Source organism: Conexibacter sp. CPCC 205762, assembly GCF_030646155.1.
Taxonomy (GTDB): domain Bacteria; phylum Actinomycetota; class Thermoleophilia; order Solirubrobacterales; family Solirubrobacteraceae; genus Conexibacter.
In genome coordinates this window covers 53,771-73,786 of the sequence record NZ_JAUTDN010000022.1, presented here as the reverse complement: position 1 = coordinate 73,786, position 20,016 = coordinate 53,771, and the positions used below count along the sequence as shown (strand labels likewise).

General features: G+C 73.7%; 18 protein-coding genes. 12 read left to right on the top strand and 6 right to left on the bottom strand.

The features are described 5' to 3' along the window. Window positions 1–51 precede the first annotated feature (51 nt). Window positions 52–1,104 (bottom strand): NAD(P)-dependent alcohol dehydrogenase, encoded by a 1,053-nt coding sequence (locus Q7L73_RS17210; RefSeq protein ID WP_304694755.1) that lies wholly within the window; start codon window positions 1,102–1,104, stop codon window positions 52–54. Between the two features lie 85 nt (window positions 1,105–1,189). Here Q7L73_RS17210 and Q7L73_RS17205 point away from each other — a divergent pair, with 85 nt between their 5' ends. Then, window positions 1,190–2,767 carry an AMP-binding protein gene (locus Q7L73_RS17205; protein WP_304694753.1) on the top strand — a complete coding sequence of 526 codons (1,578 nt, stop codon included), beginning with the start codon at window positions 1,190–1,192 and terminating at the stop codon, window positions 2,765–2,767. Between the two features lie 19 nt (window positions 2,768–2,786). Here Q7L73_RS17205 and Q7L73_RS17200 read toward each other — a convergent pair whose 3' ends face one another. Next, the gene (locus Q7L73_RS17200; RefSeq protein ID WP_304694751.1) at window positions 2,787–3,203 is read right to left on the bottom strand and encodes a hypothetical protein; all 417 of its coding nucleotides are present in this window, start codon (window positions 3,201–3,203) and stop codon (window positions 2,787–2,789) included. Window positions 3,204–3,262: 59 nt separating this feature from the next. Further along, a complete protein-coding gene (locus tag Q7L73_RS17195) occupies window positions 3,263–4,684 on the bottom strand; it encodes a hypothetical protein (protein ID WP_304694750.1) in 1,422 nt (473 codons plus the stop codon). 142 nt (window positions 4,685–4,826) lie between these two features. Between Q7L73_RS17195 and Q7L73_RS17190 the strand changes: the two genes are divergently transcribed. Next, a complete protein-coding gene (locus tag Q7L73_RS17190; RefSeq protein WP_304694748.1) occupies window positions 4,827–6,404 on the top strand; it encodes a triacylglycerol lipase in 1,578 nt (525 codons plus the stop codon). A gap of 6 nt (window positions 6,405–6,410) precedes the next feature. Here Q7L73_RS17190 and npdG read toward each other — a convergent pair whose 3' ends face one another. Further along, window positions 6,411–7,091 (bottom strand): NADPH-dependent F420 reductase, encoded by a 681-nt coding sequence (npdG, locus tag Q7L73_RS17185; protein WP_304694747.1) that lies wholly within the window; start codon window positions 7,089–7,091, stop codon window positions 6,411–6,413. A 71-nt stretch (window positions 7,092–7,162) separates the two neighbouring features. Here npdG and Q7L73_RS17180 point away from each other — a divergent pair, with 71 nt between their 5' ends. The 5 genes from Q7L73_RS17180 to Q7L73_RS17160 all read left to right on the top strand — a co-directional run bounded on the left by Q7L73_RS17180 (window position 7,163) and on the right by Q7L73_RS17160 (window position 11,986). Next, window positions 7,163–7,618: a MaoC family dehydratase gene (locus Q7L73_RS17180; protein WP_304694746.1), complete on the top strand. Its 456-nt coding sequence runs from the start codon at window positions 7,163–7,165 to the stop codon at window positions 7,616–7,618. Window positions 7,619–7,696: 78 nt separating this feature from the next. Further along, window positions 7,697–8,218 (top strand): VOC family protein, encoded by a 522-nt coding sequence (locus Q7L73_RS17175; RefSeq protein WP_304694744.1) that lies wholly within the window; start codon window positions 7,697–7,699, stop codon window positions 8,216–8,218. After that, on the top strand, window positions 8,218–9,744 hold the full coding sequence (locus Q7L73_RS17170; RefSeq protein WP_304694743.1) for a class I adenylate-forming enzyme family protein: 1,527 nt from the start codon (window positions 8,218–8,220) through the stop codon (window positions 9,742–9,744). Before Q7L73_RS17175 ends, Q7L73_RS17170 begins: the two co-directional genes overlap by 1 nt. After that, window positions 9,741–10,439, top strand: coding sequence for a nitroreductase family protein (locus Q7L73_RS17165; RefSeq protein ID WP_304694742.1), 699 nt, complete (start codon window positions 9,741–9,743; stop codon window positions 10,437–10,439). The genes Q7L73_RS17170 and Q7L73_RS17165 overlap by 4 nt, the downstream gene beginning before the upstream one ends. Continuing rightward, window positions 10,436–11,986: a class I adenylate-forming enzyme family protein gene (locus Q7L73_RS17160; RefSeq protein ID WP_304694741.1), complete on the top strand. Its 1,551-nt coding sequence runs from the start codon at window positions 10,436–10,438 to the stop codon at window positions 11,984–11,986. Before Q7L73_RS17165 ends, Q7L73_RS17160 begins: the two co-directional genes overlap by 4 nt. Window positions 11,987–12,011: 25 nt before the next feature. On the opposite strand, the gene Q7L73_RS17155 is transcribed toward Q7L73_RS17160, so the two are convergent. Then, entirely contained in the window at window positions 12,012–12,998 is a 987-nt protein-coding gene (locus Q7L73_RS17155; protein ID WP_304694739.1) for an MBL fold metallo-hydrolase, read from the bottom strand. A 96-nt stretch (window positions 12,999–13,094) separates the two neighbouring features. Between Q7L73_RS17155 and Q7L73_RS17150 the strand changes: the two genes are divergently transcribed. The 3 genes from Q7L73_RS17150 to Q7L73_RS17140 are packed head-to-tail and all read left to right on the top strand — an operon-like array spanning window position 13,095 to window position 16,868. Beyond that, the gene (locus Q7L73_RS17150; protein WP_304694737.1) at window positions 13,095–14,633 is read left to right on the top strand and encodes an AMP-binding protein; all 1,539 of its coding nucleotides are present in this window, start codon (window positions 13,095–13,097) and stop codon (window positions 14,631–14,633) included. Between the two features lie 24 nt (window positions 14,634–14,657). Beyond that, complete coding sequence (locus Q7L73_RS17145) at window positions 14,658–15,797, top strand: acyl-CoA dehydrogenase family protein (protein ID WP_304694736.1); 1,140 nt, start codon at window positions 14,658–14,660, stop codon at window positions 15,795–15,797. A 24-nt stretch (window positions 15,798–15,821) separates the two neighbouring features. Continuing rightward, complete coding sequence (locus tag Q7L73_RS17140) at window positions 15,822–16,868, top strand: acyl-CoA dehydrogenase family protein (RefSeq protein WP_304694735.1); 1,047 nt, start codon at window positions 15,822–15,824, stop codon at window positions 16,866–16,868. A 99-nt stretch (window positions 16,869–16,967) separates the two neighbouring features. Here Q7L73_RS17140 and Q7L73_RS17135 read toward each other — a convergent pair whose 3' ends face one another. Next, entirely contained in the window at window positions 16,968–17,792 is an 825-nt protein-coding gene (locus tag Q7L73_RS17135) for an enoyl-CoA hydratase/isomerase family protein (RefSeq protein ID WP_304692745.1), read from the bottom strand. A 120-nt stretch (window positions 17,793–17,912) separates the two neighbouring features. On the opposite strand from Q7L73_RS17135, the gene Q7L73_RS17130 reads away from it, so the two are divergent. Next, complete coding sequence (locus Q7L73_RS17130; RefSeq protein WP_304692744.1) at window positions 17,913–18,983, top strand: LLM class flavin-dependent oxidoreductase; 1,071 nt, start codon at window positions 17,913–17,915, stop codon at window positions 18,981–18,983. Window positions 18,984–18,996: 13 nt separating this feature from the next. Further along, window positions 18,997–20,007: an LLM class flavin-dependent oxidoreductase gene (locus Q7L73_RS17125; protein WP_304692742.1), complete on the top strand. Its 1,011-nt coding sequence runs from the start codon at window positions 18,997–18,999 to the stop codon at window positions 20,005–20,007. Window positions 20,008–20,016: the final 9 nt, after the last annotated feature.

Here is a 20,016-nt window from a genome sequence, read left to right as displayed (position 1 = left end):
ACGCTCTCTTGCGCTCCATCTGCTCGACCGACGGCGGCCGGTCGCTGCGCGTCAGCCGCCGAGCGTCGCGCTGTCGATCACGAAGCGGTAGCGGACGTCGGAGGCGAGCACGCGCTCCCACGCCTCGTTGATGCGGTCGGCGCCGATCAGCTCGATCTCGGCGCCGATCGCGTGCTCGGCGCAGAAGTCGAGCATCTCCTGCGTCTCGCGGATCGAGCCGATCGCCGAGCCGGCGAACGTGCGCCGCTGGCCGATCAGCGCGAAGACCGGGACCGCCAGCGGCTCCGGCGGCGCGCCGACGTTGACGAAGGCGCCGTCGGTCTTCAGCAGCCGCAGGAAGCGGCCCATGCTGAGCGGCGCGCTGACGGTGTTGACGATCAGGTCGAAGCGGCCGGCCAGCTCGCCGAAGGTCGCTCTGTCGCTGGTCGCGTAGTAGGCGTCGGCGCCGAGCCGCAGGCCGTCCTCCTGCTTGCGCAGCGACTGCGACAGGACGGTCACCTCGGCGCCGAGCGCCTTCGCGAACTTGACCGCCATGTGGCCGAGCCCGCCGAGGCCGACGACCGCGACCCGTCTGCCCGGCCCGGCGCCCCAGTGGCGCAGCGGCGACCAGGTCGTGACGCCGGCGCACAGCAGCGGCGCGGCGACGTCGAGCGCGAGGCCGTCGGGGATCCGCAGCACGAAGTCCTGGTCGACGACGACGTGGGAGGAGTAGCCGCCGTAGGTGATCGTGCCGTCTCTGTCGACCGAGCCGTACGTCTGCGTGTTGCCGCGCAGGCAGTACTGCTCCTCGCCCGCGACGCAGTTGTCGCACTCGCGGCAGGAGTTGACCATGCAGCCGACGCCGACGCGATCGCCGGGAGCGAAGCGCGTCACGTCGGCGCCGACCTCGGCGACGATGCCGGTGATCTCGTGGCCGGGGATCGCCGGGTAGGGGATCTCGCCCCATTCGCCGCGCGTGAAGTGGATGTCGGAGTGGCAGACGCCGCAGTAGCTGATCTCGATGCGGACGTCGCCGGAGCCGCACGCGCGCCGCTCGATCTGGAGCGGGGCGAGCGGGGCGTCGGCTGCGGTGGCGCCGACTGCGTGAGCGGTGGAGGGAGTCATCGCCGCTCATCCTAGGAGGCCCGCGGGCAGCCTCCGCTGGTGCGGCGCCTCGCCGCGGCCTGCCGCGTGCGCATAGGCTCCGCCGATGTCGCCAGGCTCCCCGTTGCTCGCCACCCGCTTCGCCGCGCGGGCGGCGGAGGCACCCGACGCGCTCGCCGTCGTCGCGGCCGGCGAGCAGGTCGGGTATGGCGAACTGGCGCGGCGGGCCGCGGCGGTCGCTGCGCGGGTCGCGGGCGAGCGGCGGATCGCGCTGCTGGCCCGCTCCGACGCCGACTCGCTCGCCGTCGCGCTCGGTGCGATGGCGGCCGGCACGAGCCTCGTCCTGCTGCATCGCCACCTGACCGAGCAGCAGCTCGCGCGCGTCCTGCGGATCGCGGCGCCGGCGCTGGTCGTCACCCCGGCCTCCCGCACCGCCGCCCTGCGCCCGCTCGGCACCCCGCTGCGAACGCCGCAGGAGCTGACGCGGCCCGCGCCTGCCGTCGCGCCGCCCGCTGCGGCGCCGCCCGCCGTCGCGCCGCCCGAGGGCGCCGCCTTCCCACCCCCGCCGGATCCTGCGGCGGAGCTGCTCGTCGGGCTGACGTCGGGCACGAGCGGCGAGCCGAAGCTGTTCGTGCGCGACCAGGCGTCGTGGGCGACGACGCTCGACCGCTCCGACGACGCCTTCGACGTCGGCCCCGGCGACCGCGTGGCCGCGCCCGGAGCGCTCGACCACTCGCACTACTTCTACGGCGCGCTGCACGCGCTCACGCGCGGCGCGGCGGTCGACCTGCGCCCGCTGGAGGAGAGCTTCGCGCCCGGCACCGCGACGACGCACGCGTACCTCGTCCCGACGCTGGCGGTGCGGCTGGCGGAGCTGCTCGGCGAGCGCACGTACCCGGCGCTGCGCGAGCTGCTGTCGTCGGCGGCGCCGTGGCCAGCGCAGGCCCGCAACCGGCTCGCGCAGCTGGCGCCGGGCGCTGCGATCGCGCATTTCTACGGCGCCTCCGAGCTGAGCTTCGTCGCGCTCGACGCGACCCGCGACCCGGCACCGCCCGGCAGCGCCGGCCGCCCGTTCGCGGGCGTCGAGGTCGAGATCCGCGACCCCGGCGACGGCAGCCCGCTGCCCGACGGCGAGCAGGGCGTCGTGCACGTCCGCAGCGACATGCTGTTCAGCGGCTATCTGACCGAGCAGGGCCTGACCGGCGGGCCCGACTCCGGCGGCTGGGCGACCGTCGGCGACCTCGGCACGCTGCGCGGCGGCTGCCTCACGCTGGCCGGTCGCGCCAGCGACACGATCATCTCCGGCGGCCTCAACGTCGAGCCGGCCGAGGTCGAGGCCGCCCTCGCCGCCCTCCCCGGCGTCGCCGCCGTCGCCTGCGTCGCCCTCCCCGACCCGCGCTGGGGCGAGATCCCCGTCGCCGTCCTCATCCCCGCCGCGCCGGCGCCCGCCGCCCCCGCGCCCGCCGCGCCCGCGCCTGCCGCGCCCGCCCCCGCCGCCGACCTCACCGCCGCGCTCCCCACCCGCGCCGAGGTCCGTGCCCACGCCCGCGCGACGCTGCCCGCCCCGAGCCGCCCGCACCGCGTCTTCGCGCTCGACGCCCTCCCGCTCTCACCGCGCGGCAAGCTGCAGCGCAGCGAGCTGGTCGCCGCGCTGCAGGCCGGCGCGGCGATCGAGCTGGAGTGACCACGCAGCGCTCGCGGCGTCACCGCCGCCGCGCGTGCAGCACGATCCCGACGGCCGCCCCGAAGGCGACGTGGTCGGCCCACTGCGGACCCTGCGCCAGCGCCGCGATCGCCGGAATCCGCCGCCCGATCAGCCCCAGGTCGAGCGCCGCGATTCCCGCTCCCGCCACCGCACCCCACAGCGGCTCATGCCGGCCTGGCAGCGTCCGCGCCAGCAGCGCGCTCCAGCCGATCGACAGCGCGGCGTGCACCGGCACCGCCGCGGTCAGCCGCAGCCCCGCGGAACGTCGCTCGCCGACGAGCAGCGCCCCCGCCGCCCGGCTGCTCTCCACCAGGTCGCCGCCGGCCCGCAGCGTCCACACGGTCGACGGCACCCCGCTGACGACGCCCGCGACGGCCGCCGCCGTCAGCACGTCGTGTCGAGCGCGGTCGGCCATCGGCTCAGCCTCGCAGACGCGCACCACGCCGTGGTGGGTCGAGCCGCGCACCTGAAACGTCAGCAGTCGCGCACGGCCGGATCGACGAACGGAGTTCCGTGCAGGCTGCCCGAGGTGGCGCCGTTGTTGTAGAACGCGTCAGCCGAGACGTGGAAGTTCCCGTTCCAGGGCGGCGATGCGATCCGGTACCACCAGGTGTTGCCGTCCGCGACGCGAAAACCCTGCAGCTTGCAGGCGATCGCGACGGTCTGACCGGCTCCGATCGAAGGCCCTTCGGTCCCGCCGGCGTTGGTGTAGTTCGTCCAGGTATGGGCGACTCCGCCCACGGTCTCCGGCCACGTCTGCGCAGCCGGCGGAGGTGCCGCCACCGCGCAGGGCGGTACCCCGGGCGTCGGTTGGTTGATCGCCACTCCGTCGTTGATGAAGTGCTCGTTGATCCAACCGCTGCCACGACCGGGGCCGCCGACCCAGCTGGCTTGCTCCCACATGCTGTTCGCGGATCCGGGGACGTTCCCGGTGCCCGACTGGAAGCAGCTGATCCTGATCACGGTTCCGGGATAGAAGCCGTTGCCGGCGACGGCGACGGCCGCATTCCAGTCGGGCGCTGAGCGCCAGAAGATGCCGCCGTCCGCGTTCATGACGCTGAATTCACCTGGAGACAAACGTGGCGATGCGGGCGCGGGTGCAGGCGTCGTCGGCGCAGGGTGCGGGGTCGGTGACGGTACCGACGGGGGACTGAGCGGTATGCCCTGCACGGGATTGTTCGGCAGCGTCGCTATCACGAGCGGCGTTCCGTTGCTGGGGCCGGTCGGCCCCTTAGGCCGGTTGCACTCGGGGACCCGGAAGAAGGTCACGTCGTTGATCCCCGACTTCAGCAGGGCAGCGGCGCAATCGTGTCCGAGCGCCGACGCGATCCTCGACAGGACCGCTCGCCCCAGATGCGTGAGGCCTTGCCGGATCAAGCAGCCGGTGACGGTGGCTCCGTCGATGCCGAGGTCCAACGGGCCGGTTCCGATCGCGGCAGCACCCACCGCGAGCGCCAGCTTGACGCAGACGTTGCCGAGGGGATTGAGATTGAGGGCCGCGTGAGCAGAGCGTGACGCACCGCCGGCGCTCTTCGTGAAGAGGATCCCGCCGAGGAGTGCGGACTGCGTTCGGCCATGCGCGTGGGCGACGACTCGGATGCGTTGCCGCCACGGCACAGAGATTCTCACCGAGACCGCGTGTCGTGGGAGCAGCACGACGGTGATCCGCCCGCGTCTCGCCACGGTGTGCTTGGGCACGACGAGCTTGACGTGACGCGTGAGCTGGATCGTTACTTTGGTCTGCGGGCCGACGGCGTGCGACCGGACGGTGGCGGCTCTGGCGGACCCGGCTGCCGCGAAAGCGAGCAGCGCTGCGCAGACGACGAGGACATGAGCCAATCGGACGGACCACGACGATCGGCCGCCTGAACGCATCGCTTCTCCTTGCAAGTCCATCTCCCGGTCATCGTGGGGCTACGAGTCGCGAGCCACGGTTCAGTCGCTCTATCAAATGGAGTTTCGCAGATTGTATTGGTCGCCGGGCCAGATGACCGGAGACGGGTCGACAGCGACTCGCGGTTTGCGTAGCGTGCTGCCGATGCGCGCCACCCGTCAGCTCCTCGTCTGTCTTGTCGCGGCCGTGTTCGCCGCGGCCGCCGTCCCGTCGCTGTCCGTCGCGGCGCCGGCCGCCGGCAGCGCGGTCGTGTTCGTCTCCGGCTTCACGACGACGACGCCGTTCACCTCCTCGGCGCCGCAGTGCGCCGGGCAGGAGGGGCCGACGTGGGACGCGCCGACGGGAGCGCCCGCGCTGCTGCGGGCGGCCGGCTACGCGGTCTTCACCGCGCCGGTCGGCAACCACGGCAGAACGACGGCGCCGTGCGTCGCGCCGGCCCAGCCGGTGCCGCCGAGCACGGCGACGATCGACTCCAACGGCGACGTCGACGCCAACGGCCAGGCGCTGCTGACCTTCCTCGCCTTCCTGCGCGCCAGCTACGGGATCACGAGCGTCCAGCTGGTCGGGCACTCCGACGGCGGCCTCTGGTCGCGCTCGGCGATCACGCAGTACGCGACCGCGTCCGGGCCGACGCCGACCGTCCAGTCGCTGACGACGCTCGGAACGCCGCACACCGGCTCCTATGCGGCCGACCTGGCCGAGTACGTCCACGACGGCCAGTGCGACACGACCGGCTTCGAGCAGAAGATCTGCAAGCTGGTGCTGCCGATCCTCGACCAGATGATCGGAAACCTCGGCGACGACGCCGTCAAGGAGCTGTCGAGCAGCTACCTCGCAGGCTGGAACACGCAGCAGACGATCGGCTGCCCGGTGACGACGATCGCCGGCACCTACGTCTCGCTGCCGTCGTGGATCGGCTGGGCCGTCCCGGCGTACTACTTCCCCGACGACGGCGTCGTCGGCGAGGCGAGCGGCCTGAACGAGAGCTCGTGGTCGCTGACGCTCCAGCGGATCGTCGCGGCGCCGTTCCAGACGGTCGACGGCGGCGCCTTCCCGGTCGTCCATTCGGCGACGCTGTCGTCACTGCTCGGCACCCCCAACACGCTCACCAACTACGCGCAGATCGCGACCGTCGTCCAGAGCTCGATCGTCTCCCCGCCGGGCACGAGCGCGTGCGTCGGCGGCACGAGCGGCGCGGCCGGCACGGCCCGCGCGAAGGCGGCCGCCGCGTCGACCGCCGAGCCGGCCTCCAGCGGCACCGTCCGCGCCCGCTTCGCGACGCTGCTCGCGCCCGCCAGCGGCGGCCGCTTCGCCGCACGCCCGCGCGACGTCGCGCTGCTGCTCGGCAGCACGCCCGTCCGCTGCGGCGGCCGCTCGCTGACCGGCCACCCGCTGCTCGGCTCCAGACGCCTGCGGATCGCGGTGCTGCCGCGCTGCAAAGGCGGCGTGGTCGTGCCCGGCCGCAGAGCGCTGATCGTCCGCCGCGACGCGGCCGGCCGCTCGCTGGAGCTGAGATGGACCGGCGCGAGCGTGAGAGCGAGCGTCCACGGCCGCGGCCTCCGCGCCGTCCGGATCGAGACGAAGACCGGCGCCCGCTGGCGCGCGCTGCCGAGATCGGGCCGCGCCCTGCTCCCGCTCACCGCCGCCCGCGTCCCGGTCCGCGCGATCGCGCGGGGCGCTGACGGCCGCCGCTGGGTCGCGACCGCGCAGCTGGCGCGCTGAAGCCGTTCAGCCGCGCTCCGGCAGGCCGGTGAGGCGAATGCCGGCGGTCGTCTTGTGGCGGATGTTGACGCCGATCAGGAGCGCGGTCAGCGACTCGGCGATGCGGGCCTGCTCGAGCCGGCCGCAGTCGACGGCGCGCAGGCCGCCGATCCGCTCGACCAGCGCGGCGACGGTCGCCTTCGCCGCGCCGTCGTCGCCGCAGACGAGCACGTCCTGGTCAAGCGGACGGGCGAGGTCGGCGAGCTTCGCGCCGGAGACGGTGTGGAGGGCGCTGACGAGCGCGATCTCGGCCGGCAGCAGGTCGCGCGCCTGCTCGGCGGCCGAGCCCTGCCAGACGCCGAGCATCCGCGTCGGCCGGCCGCCGACGGAGGCGGCCAGCGGGACCGTGCAGTCGACGACGACCGTCCCCGGCCGCAGCGCCGCTCTCAGCCCTCTCAGGGTCGCGGCCTGACTCGCGAACGGGACGCAGACGAAGACGACCTCCGCGGCGGCGACCGCGTCGGCGTTGACGTGCGCGCTGACGGCCGCGGCCGGCACGGCGGCGAGGACCGCCTCGGCGGCGGTCTGCGCCGCCTCCGGCTTGCGCGAGCCGATCGCGACGGGCAGGCCGGCGGCCGCGAGGCGGAGGGCGAGCCCGTGGCCCAGCTCGCCGGTCCCGCCGACGATCGCGACGGTGGGGTTGGTCATCCAGCTGCTCCTGTCTGGTGGGCGGACAAACATAACGACTGGTTGGTATGAAGTCACGGTATGCTCGCGTCATGCGCACCTTCAACGGAATCGACGACCTGCGCGCGAGCGCCGGCGAGGAGATCGGGCACAGCGGCTGGCACACGGTCACGCAGGAGCAGATCGACTCCTTCGCGCAGGTGACCGGCGACCACCAGTGGATCCATGTCGACCCGGCGCGGGCGGCCGGCTCGCCGTTCGGCGCGACGATCGCCCACGGGCTGCTGACGCTCAGCCTCGGCCCGCGCTTCCTCGACGAGCTGCTGGCCGTCGAGGGCGTCGCCTTCGGCGTCAACTACGGCTACGGCCGCGTCCGCTTTCCGGCGCCGGTCCCCGTCGGCTCGCGCATCCGCATGCGCGCGACGCTGGTCGCCGTCGAGGAGGTCGCGGGCGGCGTCCAGGCGACGATCGAGCAGCGCTTCGAGCGCGAGGGCGCCGACAAGCCGGTCTGTGTGGCCGAGTCGCTGGGCCGCTTCTACGCTGCCTGACGCGCTCCTCTTGACCCGTCGCCAACGCCCCGTTAGGGTGCCATACCGACTGGTCGGTTTTAGCGAGGAGAGAGATCGGTGCCCGTCAGCGAAGTCCACCACGTGGCGATGAGCGTCTCCGACCTGGAGCGCGCGGCGACGTTCTACGAACGGGCGCTCGGCTATCGCCGCACGCTCAGCGCTCGCGTCGGCGGGCCGGAGATGGCACGCTCGCTCGCCCTGCCGGACGACATCGCAGGAAGTATCCAATACCTGCAGGGTCCCTCGCAGATCGGCCAGCTGGAGCTGATCCAATGGGACGACGGGCCGGGCGCGCCGCCGCCGAGCGGCCACCTCCAGCTCGGCACCTTCCTGCTCAGCTTCCAGGTCCCGCGCGAGGAGCTGGAGGCGCTGCACGCGGCGGTCGAGGCCAACGGCGGCACGTGCATCGACCGGCCGGCACGGGTGCTGCTGGAGAACTACGGCCACATCCACGCCTTCGCCGCGCGCGACCCCGACGGCAACCTGCTGGAGTTCGTCTCGCTGCCGAGCCGCGCGGAGGTCAAGGCCTACCGCGAGCAGCAGGCGGCAGCGGCCGGCGCGCCGCAGGAGCAGGCCTGATGCCGACGGCCAACCTCGCCCGCCACCTGCGCCGCCAGACGATCCGGCGCGCCGCGCAGGAGGCGCTCGTCGACGGCGACCGGCGCTGGACCTACCGCCAGCTCGACGCGGCCGTCGACGATCACGCCCGCGCGCTCGCGCGCGCCGGCGTCGCGCCGGGCGACGTCGTCGGGATCGTCGCGCGCAACCACGCGACCTACGTGATCGAGATCTACGCGCTCGCGCGCATCGGCGCGATCATGCTGCCGCTCAACTGGCGCCTGCACGCGCGCGAGCTGGGCTGGATCGTGGAGCACTCCGGCCTCTCGACGCTGATCGTCGACGAGGAGTTCGAGGAGAAGGCGCGCGCGGTCCAGTCGCTCGGCGCGATGCGCACGACGATCACGCACGGCGCGACCGCGCCCGGCCACTGGCACGCGCTCGGCGCGCTGCTGGAGGCGACCGCCGGCGGCGATCCCGTCCCCGACGCCGAGACGGGCCTCGACGACGTGCAGCGGATCCTCTACACCTCGGGCACGACCTCGCACCCGAAGGGCGTGATCCACACCAACGGGAACGTCACGCACAACATCCTCGGCCAGCTGCTGGAGCTGGAGCTGACGCCGCAGGACCGCACGCTCGTGTCGGCGCCGCTGTTCCACGTCTCCGGCCTGGAGGCGCCCGGCCACACGATCCTCGCCGCCGGCGGCACGATGGTCCTGTCGCCGACCTACGCCGGCCGCGAGATCGTCGCGCTGGCCGCGCGCGAGCGGATCACCGGGATGGTGCTGGCGGCGCAGATCCTGCTCGACGTGCTCGCGATGCCCGACCTCGCCGACTTCGACCTGTCGGCGCTGCGGTTCGTGATCTTCGCCGGCGTCCCGCCGGTCGTCCGCCGCCGCTTCCAGGAGACGTTCCCGCACGTCCGCTCGATCGACACGTTCGGGATGACGGAGCTGACCAACGGCGCCTGCTACCTCGACGCCGCCCACTCGCGCAGCAAGCTCGGCTCGCAGGGGACGCCCTTCCCGCTGATGGACCTGCGCGTCGTCGGCCCGCACGGCGACGAGCTGCCGGCCGGCGAGGTCGGCGAGATCGTCGTGCGCGGCCCGAAGGTCTCGCCCGGCTACTGGCGCGACCCGGAGGCGACCGCGAGCGCCTGGCGCGACGGCTGGTTCCACTCCGGCGACATGGCCTCGATCGACGCCGACGGCTTCCTCTGGTTCGCCGACCGCAAGGGCGACATGATCAAGTCCGGCGGGGAGAACGTCGCCAGCGCCGAGATCGAGCGCGTGATCGCCGACCACCCGGACGTCGCCGAGGTCGCCGTCGTCGCCGTCCCCGACCCGAAGTGGGACGAGGTGCCGAAGGCGTTCGTGCTGCTGCGCGCGGGCGCGTCGCTGACGGAGGCCGAGCTGGTGCGCCACTGCGGCGCGCAGCTCGCCCGCTTCAAGCTGCCCAAGCACGTCGCGTTCGTCGACGGCCTGCCGCGCAACGACTCCGGCAAGGTGCTGAAGCGGCAGCTGCGCGCGGAGGCGGCCGCATGAGCGCGACCGCCGTGACCGACCCGCTGCTGGAGCACGTCGACGAGGTGCTGACGACGACCCGCGCCGTGCGCAGACGGCTCGACCTCGCGAGACCGGTCCCGAGAGCGGTGCTGGAGCGCTGCCTGGAGATCGCGCGGCAGGCGCCGATGGCCGAGAACCGCGAGATGGCCCGCTTCGTCGTGATCGAGGACGCCGACAAGCGCGCCGCGGTCGCGTCCGTCTACCGCCGCGCGATCGAGGAGTTCGTGCTGACGCCGCTGCGGATCTCGGCTGCCAGACGCGAGGCCGCCGGCAAACCGCCGCGCGAGCTGCCGGCGCCGCTGCAGCGCGCGATGGTCTCCGCGCAGCACCTCGTCGACCACTTCCACGAGGTGCCGGCGCAGGTGCTGGTCGGCTCCGTCGAGCGCGTCCCCGACTCCGGCCGCGGGCCGTTCGCGAGCATGTTCTACGGCTCGGTCTATCCGGCGCTGTGGTCGCTGCAGCTGGCGCTGCGCTCGCGCGGGCTCGGCTCGGCGCTGACCTGCATCCACCTCCACTATGAGCAGGAGGTCGCGCGGATCCTCGCGCTGCCGGACGCGTTCACGCAGGTCGCGCTGCTGCCGGTCGCCTACACGCAGGGGCTCGACTTCAAGGCCGCGCGCCGCGCGCCGGCCGCGACCGTCGTCGGCTGGGACGGCCCGTGGGAGACGCGATGAGCGCCCCGACGGCGAACCTCAGCCGCCTGCTGACGTGGGCCCGCCACCGCTACGCCGACCGCGACGCGCTCGTCTTCGAGCGGCGCCGCTGGACGTACGCCCAGCTCGACGACGACGTCAACGCGCTCGCCGCCGGCCTGCAGGCGCTCGGCGTCGGCCGCGGCACGCGGATCGCGGTGCTGGCGATGAACCTGCCCGAGTACCTGCTGCTCGGCCTCGCGCTGGCGAAGCTCGGCGCGGTGATGGTGCCGCTCAACTACCGCCTCCACGAGCAGGAGCTGGAGTGGCTGCTGGACCACGCCAGAGCCGACGGGCTGGCGAGCGAGAGCGCCTTCGCGCAGACGGCGGCCGCGCTCGCCGGGCGGCTGCCGGCGCTGCGGCTGAACGTCGCGCTGGAGGGCGACCTCGGCCCCGCCTGGCCGACCGTCGCGCAGCTGATCGCGCTGCACGCCGACGAGCGCGTCGCGGACGCGGCCGTCGGCGACGGCGACCTCCAGCGCGTCCTCTACACCTCCGGCACGACCAGCCGGCCGAAGGGCGCGCGGCTGACGCACGGCAACGTCAACGCGAACATGCACGCGCAGGTCGCCGAGCTGGCGCTGACGAAGGACGACCGGATCCTCAACTTCGCCCCGCTCTACCACGTCGGCGGGCTCGACATCCCGGGCTACACGACCTGGTGGGTCGGCGCGACGATGGTGCTGCTGCGGCGCTTCGACGCGCAGACGATCCTCAACACGATCGAGCGCGAGCGGATCACCGGCATGGCGATGGTCGCGACGATGCTGACGCTGATCCGGCGGCTGCCGCCCGACCAGCTGCGCGACACCCGCTCGGTCAGATGGCTGATCTTCAGCCAGGTGACGCCGGCGCTCTTCCACGAGACGGTCGAGACCTTCCCCAACGCGCGCCTGATCGAGGGCTACGGGATGACCGAGACCTGCAACGGCCTCACCTACCTCGACATGGACCACATGCTGACGAAGCAGGGCTCGGTCGGCACGCCGCTGCACGGCGTCGACGTGCGCGTCGTCGACGAGCAGGACCGCGAGCTGCCGGCCGGCGTCGCGGGCGAGATCGTCGTGCGCGGGCCGAAGGTCTGCGACGGCTACCTCGACGATCCCGAGGCGACCGCGCGCGCCTTCCGCGGCGGCTGGTTCCACACCGGCGACGTCGGCCGCTTCGACGAGGACGGCTACCTGTACGTGCTCGACCGGCTGAAGGACATGATCCGCAGCGGCGGCGAGAACGTCGCCTCGTCGGAGATCGAGGCGGTCGTCGACGCGGTCCCGGAGGTGATGGAGGCGGCGGTGATCGGCGTGCCCCACGAGCAGTGGGTCGAGGTGCCGGTCGCGTTCGTCGCCGGAGCCGACGGCCTCGACCCGGAGGCGGTCGTCGCGCACTGCCGCACGAGGCTGGGCGGCTTCAAGGTCCCGAAGGCCGTCTACGTGCTCGACGAGCTGCCCCGCAACCCGTCCGGCAAGGTGCTCAAGCGCGAGCTGCGCGAGCGCGTCGCCGAGCTGGTGCCGGCGTGGGCGGCGGACTGACGGCGGCGCGGCGGCGGCCGCCGCCTCAGCCTGCGCGCCGCTCCAGGTAGCGCTGCCAGCCCATCGCCTGCATCACGGCGAAGCGGCGGCCGGTGAGGCCGATCCGCTCCCACGGGCGGCCCCAGTCGAGCTGGGTCGTCAGCTCCCAGGCGCTCGCGCCGGGGCGGCGGGCGAGCACCTCGGCGGCGCGCGCGAGGCGGGCGTCCTGCTCGCCGAGCGTGCGGGCGACGACGGTCGCGACGTCGTCGAAGCGGTACTGGTGGCCGGGCAGCAGCAGGTCGATCGGCAGCGCGGCGATCCGCCGCAGCGAGTCGCGCAGCTGCGCGACGGGGTCGTCGTCCTCGTCGCTGACGAGGCCGACCTGCACCTCGCCCTCGGGCAGGATCACGTCGCCGCCGATCAGCAGCCGCCGCGCGCGGTCCAGCAGCGAGACGTGGCCGCGCGCGTGGCCGGGGGTCCACAGCACCTCCAGCTCCAGCCCGCCGAAGCGCAGCAGCTGGCCGTCGGCGAGGAAGTCGTCGACGAGCAGGTCGTCGCTGTGGGCGGCGAGCCGGCGCGAGGAGTCGACCATCTCGGCGAGCACGTCGGCGGGCAGCCGCGCCAGCCGCAGCTCGCGCTCGAGCTGGTCGAAGAACGTGCCGCGCAGCGGGCGCTGCAGCTGGAAGGCGTCGAGCGGGTGGATCGCGATCGGCGCGCCGCTGGCCTCGCGCACGCGCGCGGCGAGCCCGATGTGGTCGGGGTGGTTGTGCGTCAGCAGCAGGTGGGTGATGTCGCCGACGCCGAAGCCGGCGGCGGCGATCGCGGCCGTCAGCGTCTCCCAGCAGGCGTCGTCGGGATAGCCGGCGTCGACGAGCACGAGGCCGTCGTCATGGCGCAGCAGGTGGACGATCACCGACAGCACCGGGCTGCCGGTCAGCGGCAGCGGGACGGCCCAGACGCCGTCGCGCACCAGCTCGGCGGCGCCGACCTCGCGGTTGTGGAAGGCGGAGCGGTGGACGGTGGGGACGCTCATGGGTATATTCACAACATACCGAATGGTCGGAATCAAGTTGCGAGACTGATTCGCGGCCGTCCGGAGAGGACGGAGAGCGAGGATGGAGAGAGCAGCATGACCGAGAAGCGCATGGGCTTCTGGGCCTGGGCCGCGGCCGAGCCCGAGCGGCCCGCCGTCGTCGACGCCCACGGCAGCAGGCGCACCTACGGGGAGCTGGACGCCGAGGTCAACCGCCTCAGCCACGGCCTGCACGAGGTCGCCGGGCTGCGCGTCGGCGACACCGTCGCGTGCGTGATGAGCAACGGCATCCCGATGCTCTCGCTCTACCTCGCGGCGATGCAGAGCGGCCTCTACCTCGTCCCGGTCAACTACCACCTGACCCGCGAGGAGATCCGTCACATCGTCGAGGACTGCGAGGCGCAGGCGGTGCTCTGCTCCGCGCGCGTGACCGACGTCGTGCGCGCGGCCGTCGCCGACCCGGCGCGGCTGTTCGCCGAGGGCGGCGGCGACGGCGTGCGCGACCTGCGCGAGCTGCTCGACGGCCAGCCGCAGACCCGTCCGGCGCAGACCAGAGCCGGCTCGCTGATGCAGTACACGAGCGGCACGACCGGCCGGCCCAAGGGCGTCAAGCGGCCGCTCTCGGGCCAGGACGCCGACGCCGGCGCGCACGTCTACGAGTGGCTGTTCGACGCGCTCGGGATCGGCGCCGACTTCGAGCGCTGGTGCGTCACCTCGCCGATGTACCACACCGCCAACATCACGCCGGCCTCCGGTGCGCTGCACCTCGGCGGATCGGTCGTGCTGATGGAGGGCTGGACGCCGGAGCTGTTCCTGGAGACCGTGCAGCGCGAGCGCGTGACCGGCACGCATATGGTGCCGACGCAGTTCCACCGGCTGCTCGCGCTCGACCCCGCGACGCGCGCCGGCCACGACGTCAGCTCGCTGCGCTACGTGCTCCACGGCGCCGCGCCCTGCCCGCGCGCCGACAAGCAGGCGATGCTCGACTGGCTCGGCCCGATCGTCTTCGAGTACTACGGCTCGACCGAGGTCGGCTCGACCGTCGCGACGCCGCAGCAGTGGCTGGAGCGGCCCGGCACCGTCGGCCTGCCGCTGCCGATCAGCGAGCTGCGGATCCTCGACGAGGACGGCGCGGAGGTCCCCGCCGGCACGGAGGGGATCGTCTACATGCGCCAGGGCGAGGACCGGATGGAGTACCACCGCGACCCGCAGAAGACCGAGGGCGTGCGGCGCGGCCGGCTGCTGACCGTCGGCGACCGCGGCTACGTCGACGCGGACGGCTTCCTCTTCCTCACCGGCCGCGTCACCGACATGATCATCGTCGGCGGCGTCAACACCTACCCGGCCGAGATCGAGGCGACGCTGCTGGAGCACCCGGCGGTGCTCGACGCCGGCGTCGCGGGCGTGCCCGACGCCGACCTCGGCGAGGTGCCGGAGGCGTGGGTCCAGCCCGCGCCGGGCGCGCCGCCGGCCGCGCAGCTGCGCGCCGCGCTCGACGCCTTCTGCGGCGAGCGGCTGGCGCGCCACAAGCGCCCGCGCGCGATCCACCTGCGCGAGCAGCTCCCGCGCGACCCCAACGGAAAGCTCTACAAGCAGCGGCTGGTCGCCGAGCGCACGCTCGCCGCGCCGGCCTGAGACCGACCCATCCGGCAGGAGACCATGGACTTCAACGACACCCCCGAGGAGGCCGAGTTCCGCGCTCGCGCGGCCGCCTGGCTCGACGGCGCGATGGCCGACGTCCCGGAGCAGGAGGGCCTCGACCAGGACGCGCGCGAGACCTGGTCGCGGCTGTGGCAGCAGCGCCTCTCCGACGGCGGCTGGACCGGGCTGACGTGGCCCGTCGAGCACGGCGGGCAGGGCAAGGAGGTCGTCTTCGAGGCGATCTTCAACGAGGAGTGCGCCAAGCGCCGCACCCCGTACGCGCAGAACGGCGTCGCGCTGCTGCTGGCCGGGCCGACGATCATGGCCCACGGCACGCCGGCCCAGAAGGAGCGCTACCTCGGCAAGATCCTGCGCAGCGAGGAGTACTGGTGCCAGGGCTTCTCCGAGCCCGACGCCGGCTCCGACCTGGCCGCGCTGCGAACGGTCGCGAAGCAGACCGACGGCGGCTGGCTGATCTCCGGCGAGAAGGTCTGGACCTCCAATGCCCACAACGCGAGCAAGTGCATGCTGCTCGCGCGCACCGACCGCGACGCGCCCAAGCACAAGGGCATCACCTACTTCCTCGCAGACATGGAGCAGATCGACGTGCGCCCGCTGGTGATGACCAACGGCGACGCGGAGTTCAACCAGATGTACCTCGACGACGTCTTCGTCGCCGACGAGGACGTGCTCGGCGCCGTCGACGGCGGCTGGAAGGTGACGCTCACGACGCTCGCGTACGAGCGCGGCGGGCTGGCGCTGTCGCTGTGCGTGTGGGCGAGACAGGCGGTCGACGCCGTCTGCGAGGCGGCCGCCGCGCGCGGCCTGCTCGAGGACCCCGGCGTCGCCGACGTCGTCGGCCGGCTGGAGGCCGACGCGGAGGCGCTGCGGATCGGCTCGCTGCGCGCGATGTCGGAGGCGAGCCCCGGCCCCGAGACCTCCGTCGGCAAGCTGCTGTGGGCGAGAACGGTGCAGGACGCGACCCGCTTCGGGATGGAGCTGCTGGGCCCGGCCGCGACGCTCGTCGACGCGCCGCAGGCGATCTCGATGCTGCACCACTACCTGCGCTCGCGCGGCCACACGATCGAGGGCGGCACCGACGAGGTGCAGAAGTCGATCCTCGCCGAGCGCGTGCTCGCGCTCCCCCGTTCGCGCTGACCACCGAGACCGGAGAACCAGACGATGCGCGCCACCTTCACCCCTGAGCAGGTCGAGATCGACCGCACGCTCGCCGAGATGTCGGCGAGCGGGCTGCTCGACGCCCGCCGCTGTCTCGAGCACGGCTTCGCGTTCCCGTCGTTCGACGGCGCGCTGCTGGCCGGCTACGGCCAGCTCGGCCTGCCCGAGTCGGCCGGCGGCTTCGGCTCCAGCCTCGTCGACCTCGCGATCGCGGTCGAGGCGCTGGGCCGCACGCTCGCGCCGTCGCGGCTGCCGCTGCAGGCGGCGGCGATCCAGGTCGCCGCCGCGGCAGGGATCGACGTCGCCGACGCCGCCGAGGGCCGCGTCCGCTGGACGCTCGCCGCCGACGAGGCCGCCGCCGACGGGCCCGACGGCTGGAGCGCCGCGCTGGCCGGCGGCGCCGCCTCCGGCGCCAAGACGCTCGTCGCGCACGCCGGCGACGCCGACGCGATCGTCGCGGTGCTCGGCGACGAGGTCGCGCTGCTGGAGGCCGGCGGCCTGACCGCGCGCCGCTCGCTGGACCCCACGCGGCCCGTCTGGGACGTCGAGCTGGACGGGCGCGCCGTGCTCGCGAGCGGGCCGCTGCAGGACGGGCTGCTGCGCGCGACCGTCGTCGCCGCCGCAGACCTCTGCGGCGCCGGCCTCGGCGCGATCCGGCTCGGCGCCGACTACGCGCGCGAGCGCAAGCAGTTCGGCAAGCCGATCGGCTCCTTCCAGGGCGTCGCCTTCCAGCTCGTCGACGCGTTCGTCGCCGTCAAGGCGGCGTGGGACCTGACGCTGTTCGCCGCCTGGGCGGTCGAGCAGGGCGACGCGCGCGCCGCGGCAGCCGTCCACGGCGCGAAGGCGCGCGCCGGCGAGGCGGCGCTGTTCGCCTCCGAGCGCTGCACGCAGGTCCACGGCGGCATGGGCATCACGCGCGAGGCCGACCCGCACCTCTTCGGCCGCCGCGCGCTCGCCTCCGATCCGTGGCTCGGCAGCGGCCGCTGGCACCGCCGCACGCTCGGCCGTGCCCGCCTCGCGGCGGCCGTCGCCGAGCCGGCCGCCGCCTGACCGGCGCGCGGCCCGCGGCCTCGGGCGCGTCCGCGCGCCGGCGCCGCGGCCTCCACCGCGCTCGCGGGTCGACGTGCGAGCGCGCCGCTCCGGCCCCTCTCAGCCGAGGAAGCGCGCGACGGTCGCGGCGAACTGCGGCGCGGCGACGTGCTCGGCGAGCGTCGCGCGCTCGCGCGCGAGGCCGGCTGCGAGCGCGCCGTCGCCGTCACGGGCGGCGCGGGTGAGGGCGAGGATGCGGCCGCTCGTCGCCGCGTCCGGGACGCTCAGGCGCGCGACGAGCGCGTCGACCGCGGCGTCGAGCGCGTCGTCGTCGGCGACGGCGTTGACGATCCCGAGCCGGCAGGCCTCCTCGGCGGAGATCGCGCCGCCGCTCAGCAGCAGCTCGGCGGCGGCGCGCGCGCCGATCAGCCGCGGCAGCCGCGCGCTCGACCCCCAGCCGGGCACGATCCCGTGGCGCGCGTGCGCGTCGCCGAGCCGCGCCGAGCGGGCCGCGATCGCGAGGTCGGCCGCCAGCAGCAGCTCGAAGCCGCCCGCGAAGGCGGCGCCGTTGACCGCGGCGACGACCGGCTTCGCCGCGCGCGCGACCGCCTCGACCAGCGCGCCCCCGCGGTCGAGGTAGGCGAGCAGGGAGGAGGGCGCGGCGTCACCCGCGCTGGCCGCAGCGCCGGCGTCGCGCGCGCTGACGGCGGCGCGGTCGGCCGCGAGCAGCTCGGCGCCCGCGCGCATGTCGGCGCCGGCGCAGAAGGCGCTGCCGCTGCCGGTCAGGACGAGGACGCGCACGTCGTCGTCGTCGGCGCCGCGGTCGAGCCAGTCGAGCAGGCCGTCGATCACCTCGGGCCCGCAGGCGTTGCCGCGCTCGGGCCGCTCGATGCGGGCCCACAGGGCCGCTCCGCGGCGGAAGCTGATGACTGCGTCTCGCGTCATTTCATACCGATCGGTTTGACATCGCCGGGACTCCGACCTAACATACCGTCCAGTCGGAATCTACGGCTGAGCACGTACCGGAGCAAGGCACCCGGGAGGAACACGGTGAAGTTCGGAATCATGAATCTCTTCCCAGGAGGGGAAGGGGAGTCGGACCAGCGCGTCCTGCACGAGACGCTGGAGGAGATCGCGCTCGCCGACGAGCTCGGCTTCGACTCGGTCTGGCTGGCGGAGCATCACTTCTCGCGCTATGGCGTGCTCGGCAGCCCGATCAACTTCGGGATGGCGATCGCGGAGCGCACGCAGAACATCACGATCGGCACCGCCGTTCTCGTGCTTCCGTTCTACGACCCCGTCCGGCTCGCGGAGGACATCGCGACGCTCGACGTGCTGTCGGGCGGACGGGTGCAGATCGGCGTCGGCCGCGGCTACCAGCCGAAGGAGTTCGCCGGCTTCCGCATCCCGCTGGAGCAGTCGCGCCAGCGCTACCAGGAGGTGCTCGACGTCCTGCGGCTGGCGCTGACGGAGGAGAACTGGTCCTACGAGGGCGAGATCTTCAGATACGAGAACATGACGACCTACCCGCGGCCGCTGACCCCCGGCGGCCCGCTGATCCTCGAAGGCACCGTCTCGCCGGAGAACTTCAAGGACCGCGGCACGCGCGGCCAGCCGATCATCACCTCGCCGAACTTCACCCCGCTCGGCCTGATGAAGCGCAACTTCGACCTCTACCGCGAGTCGATGACCGCCAACGGCCACGAGATGGACGCGCACGACCTGCCGTACATGCAGCAGGTGTGGTGCGGCGACAGCCAGTCCGGCCTCAGATCGGCCGCGCAGGCGGCGCTGGAGTACTACCGCTCCGTCGGCAAGGTGATCCCGGGCTCGGAGGAGGCGATCGAGGCCGAGCGCGACTACTACGAGAAGGTCGCCGAGAACGTCCGCCTGCTGACGCTGGAGCAGACGCTCACGCACGGCGGCAACTTCGGCGACCCCGGCCGCGTGGCGGACACGATCCACCAGCTGCGCGAGCAGCTCGGGATCAACCACTACATCGGCTGGCTGCGGATCCCGACGATGGACCGCAGAGAGGCGCTGCGCTCGATGGAGCAGTTCGCGACCGAGGTGATCCCGCAGTTCAAGCAGACACCGGCGGGCTCCTCGGCGGTCGCCGGGGCGACGACGGCGTAGCCTGGGCGACACGATGCGCGTCTCCGTCTTCCTCAGCGCGCAGTTCCCGCCGCAGCAGTCGGCGCGCGAAGGCCTGGCGGCGGTCGTCGAGCAGGCCCAGCTCGCCGACCGCCTCGGCTTCGATGCCGTCTTCCTCGGTCACCACTTCCTCGCCCACTCGGCCTTCCTGCAGCCGCTGGAGCTGGCCGGCTACCTCGCGCACGCGACGGAGCGGGTGCGGATCGGCTTCGGGATCCTGCTCGCGCCGCTGTTCAACCCGGTCGCGCTCGCCGAGCAGCTGGCGACGCTCGACGTGCTCTCCGGCGGGCGCATGATCGTCGGCCTCGGCGCCGGCTATCGCAGACGCGAGACGGAGGCGTTCGGCGTCGAGTGGGGCGATCGGATCCGGCGGCTGCGCGAGTACGTGCCGCTGATGCGGGCGCTGTGGAACGGCGAGACGGTCGACGCCGAGGGCTCGTGGGGCAGCGTCAGAGGCGCGTCGCTGCCGCTCAGATGCGTGCAGCCGGGCGGGCCGCCGATCTGGATCGGCGCCTTCGCCGAGCCGGCGATCAGACGCGCCGCGAGACTCGACGCCAGCTGGCTGATCGGGCCCGAGGGCGACGACGAGGCGATCGCCGCGCGGCTGCGGCTCTACCGCGCGACGCTGGCCGAGCACGGCCACGCGCTGGAGCGCGCGTACCCGATGAGCCGCGAGGCGTGCGTCGCCGCGACGACGGAGGAGGCGCGCGCGCTGATCCGGCCCCATCTGGAGCAGCAGTACGCGGCCTACAAGTCGTGGGACACCGCCCAGCAGGTCGAGGTCGACTCCTATCTCGACGAGCACTGCGTCGTCGGCGACGCCGATCGCGTCGTCGCGCGGCTGCAGCGGCTGGAGCGCGAGCACGGCATCACCGACGTCGCGCTGCGGGTCCAGTTCATGGGCATGCCGCACGCGCAGGCGCTGGAGCAGATCCGGCGCTTCGGCGAGGACGTGATCCCGCGCGTGAGCGCCCCCGCGACGGCGGGCACCACTTCGACATTCTGACCGGTCGGT